Raw genomic sequence first — 3,001 nt, 5'->3', positions numbered from 1 at the left:
CCTCCCGGGAGGGGAACGGACGCGTCGGGGCCGCTCAGCGGGACAGCAGGGCGAAGGACGCGCCCTGGTCGTCGGTGACCACGGCCGCGGTGCCGTACGACGTGGTGAAGGGCGGCACCTGGACGCGGCCGCCGAGCCGGACCACGTCCGCCAAGGCGGCCTCGAGGTCCTCGACGGCGAAGTGGACCAGGAAGTGGGGCGGCATCTCGGGCGGGAAGACGTCGGAGACCGGGGCGCGGCCGAAGTCGGGCTCGACGCCCGTCCCGAACAGGGCGTCGTGGAAGAGGGCGCCGTAGAAGGTGTTGGCCGCCTCGGTGTCGCGGGTGTAGAGCTCGGCCCAGGCGAAGGTGCCCCGTTCGTGCCGGCGGCCGAAACCGGGGCGCTCGCCGGGCTGCCACAGGGAGAAGACGGCACCCTCGGGGTCCGTGACGAGCGCGGTGACGCCGAGCCGGCCGACCGCGCGCGGCGCGGAGACGAGCTGTCCGCCCGCCGCGAGGATCCGCCGGCACAGCGCTTCGGCGTCCGGGGTCGCGAAGGACACCGTCCACACGGTGGGGAGCCGGCCGTCCGTCTTGTGCGCGAGGGACGCCACCGGCTCGCCGCCGAGCAGGGCCCGCACGGTCCCCAGGGGCGCCGAGGGCCGCACGGACCCCGCGGGCCGGGAGGCCGGTGCGGGCCACTCGGGCTGCTCCGGCTGGTCTTCGAACGTCCAGTCGAAGAGTGCGCCGTAGAACCGCTTGCCCGCCTCCACGTCGGGAAGCTGCGCGTCCACCCAGCACGGGGTGCCCTCCGTGTACTCCGATGCCCTGTTTTCGGCCATGCCGCCAACGTAACGGTGTCGCCCGCACCGTGCAGACCAGGCACATCAGAGATGGTTGGCCCCCGCACCCCATTTGCAGTCGGCTGAATAGCGCTCCCCTCACCCCTCGGTAAGCTGACGTCATGACAGGACAAGTGCGTACCGTCGACGGCCGAGTGGCCGGCCGGCGAGGGCAGGCGACCCGGCAGAAGCTGCTCGACTGTCTCAGCGAGATGCTCAGCTCCTCTCCCTACCGGGATGTCAAGGTCATCGATGTCGCCCGCAAGGCGGGCACTTCGCCCGCGACCTTCTACCAGTACTTCCCGGACGTCGAGGGCGCCGTCCTGGAGATCGCCGACCAAGTGGCCGCCGACGGTGCCGGGTTGGCGGAGCTGCTCGAGGGACGTTCCTGGGCGGGCCGGGCCGGCTGGCAGACGGCCCAGGAACTCGTCGACGGCTTCCTGGACTTCTGGAAGAAGAACGACGCGATCCTGCGCGTCGTCGACCTCGGTGCCGCCGAGGGCGACAAACGCTTCTACAAGCTCCGCATGAAGATCCTCAACTCGGTGAACGGCTCCCTGACGGGAGCCGTCGCCGAGTTGCAGGCCAAGGGCCGGGTCGACAAGGACGTGAACCCCGCCGCGGTGGCCGGCTCCCTGGTCACCATGCTGGCGGCCGTCGCCTCGCACCAGAAGGGCTTCACCTCCTGGGGCGTGAAGCAGGCCGAACTCAAGCCCAACCTGGCCCTGTTGGTGCACCTGGGGGTCACCGGCAGGAAACCGACCAGGTAGAACGACCGAGCAGACCGATCGAGCAAGGCGAGGCGCCTCACGATTCTTCCCCCGCACACAGCTTTCGCGTCCTGTCTGGCAGGCGGTGATTCACCCCGGTGAACCACCGCCTGTCGCGTTCCCGGCCGCCGGTCCGCATGTGACACCTCGCCCATCGGACTGCCCCGGAGCCGGGAACGGCCGGCGGGGCCGGGAGCGGACGGTGGAGCGACGGAACCGGAGGCGAGGGGTCCATATCGGTGAAGGGGGAACACGTCCGCGCGCGCTCCCGTTGGACAGGCCGTGCGGACGGGACCGCGCAAGCGCATGCTCGAGTGACACCCGGCAGCCACGGCCGCGGCCCCCACCCCGGCCGCCCGCAAGCCGCAGACGTCGCAGGAGGAATCCGGAATGGCCCTGACCCGTGAAGAGCGCGAACAGTTCCTGGCCGAGCCCCACGTCGCCGCGATCGCCGTCGACGCGGGTGAGGGCCGCGCACCCCTCACCGTGCCGATCTGGTACCAGTACGCGCCCGGGGGCGACGTGTGGATCATGACGGGGCTGGATTCCCGCAAGAACCGGCTGATCGGCGCGGCGGGCCGGTTCTCCCTCATGGTCGACCGCCTCGACCCCACCATCCGCTACGTGTCGGTCGAGGGGCCGGTCGTCGAGACCACCCCGGCGACCCTCGAGCAGCTGCGGGAGCTGGCCTTCCGCTACCTCCCGGCCGACAAGGCCGAGGGCTACGTCGCCTTCGCCTGGAAGGAGCACGGCGAGCAGGTCGTCCTGCGCATGCGGCCCGAGCACTGGGTGTCCTCCGACCTCGGCACCGTGTGAGAGCGGCCCGTACGACGGCCCGTACGACAACGCGCACGGCGGCCCGTACGACAACGCGCACGGTGACTCGCACGGAGGTCCGTACGACGGCTCGGACGAGGGTCCGTACGGTGGCGCGTACGGTGACTCGCACGGCGGTCCGCGCGATGGGGCGTCGGGCGGGAACAATCGGGGCATGGGAACCGATCTTCATGAGCTGCTGAGGTCGCTGCGGGTGTGGGACCCGGAGCTCACCGAGCTGCCGGCGTTCGACCCGGCCGCCGCCCCCGCCGAACCGCTGCCGCTGTTCACGCGGTGGTTCGCCGAGGCGGTGGCGGCCGGGCAGCCCGAACCGCACACCATGTCCCTGGCCACGGCGGACGCGGAGGGGCTGCCCGACGTGCGGATCGTGATGCTGCACGGCGCGGACGGGGAGGGCTGGTCCTTCGCGAGCCACACCCACAGCCGCAAGGGCGGCCACCTCGCCGCCCGCCCGTACGCCGCGCTGGCCTTCTACTGGCCGGTGCTGGGCCGTCAGGTCCGGGTCCGCGGGCCCGTGGCCGCCGCCCCGGCCGAGGAGGCGCGGGCCGATCTGCGCGTCCGCTCGGCCGGGGCG

Annotated in this window: 4 protein-coding genes; 3 read left to right on the top strand and 1 reads right to left on the bottom strand. The window is 72.2% G+C overall.

Annotated features, from left to right (window positions below; translation table 11 throughout):
- Positions 1-34: 34 nt before the first annotated feature.
- Positions 35-820: an AfsK-binding protein KbpA gene (gene kbpA, locus AOK18_RS11580; protein ID WP_206281530.1), complete on the bottom strand. Its 786-nt coding sequence runs from the start codon at positions 818-820 to the stop codon at positions 35-37.
- 134 nt (positions 821-954) lie between these two features.
- Between kbpA and AOK18_RS11575 the strand changes: the two genes are divergently transcribed.
- From AOK18_RS11575 to AOK18_RS11565, 3 genes are all read left to right on the top strand, one after another.
- Entirely contained in the window at positions 955-1,590 is a 636-nt protein-coding gene (locus tag AOK18_RS11575; protein WP_055694278.1) for a TetR family transcriptional regulator, read from the top strand.
- A gap of 390 nt (positions 1,591-1,980) precedes the next feature.
- Positions 1,981-2,406 (top strand): pyridoxamine 5'-phosphate oxidase family protein, encoded by a 426-nt coding sequence (locus AOK18_RS11570; protein ID WP_055575028.1) that lies wholly within the window; start codon positions 1,981-1,983, stop codon positions 2,404-2,406.
- Between the two features lie 175 nt (positions 2,407-2,581).
- On the top strand, positions 2,582-3,001 hold a 420-nt coding region (locus AOK18_RS11565), incomplete at its 3' end, for a pyridoxamine 5'-phosphate oxidase family protein (RefSeq protein ID WP_206281529.1).

Origin of the sequence: Streptomyces prasinopilosus, from assembly GCF_001419695.1 — a bacterium.
In the GTDB taxonomy this organism is placed as follows: domain Bacteria; phylum Actinomycetota; class Actinomycetes; order Streptomycetales; family Streptomycetaceae; genus Streptomyces; species Streptomyces prasinopilosus.
Note: the sequence above shows the minus strand (reverse complement) of the source record. Positions and strands in the feature narration are given on the sequence as shown.

Coding starts and splice junctions, on each gene's coding strand:
- kbpA (WP_206281530.1), bottom strand. CDS start 820: ATGGCCGAAAACAGGGCATCGGAGTACACGGAGGGCACCCCGTGCTGG.
- AOK18_RS11570 (WP_055575028.1), top strand. CDS start 1,981: ATGGCCCTGACCCGTGAAGAGCGCGAACAGTTCCTGGCCGAGCCCCAC.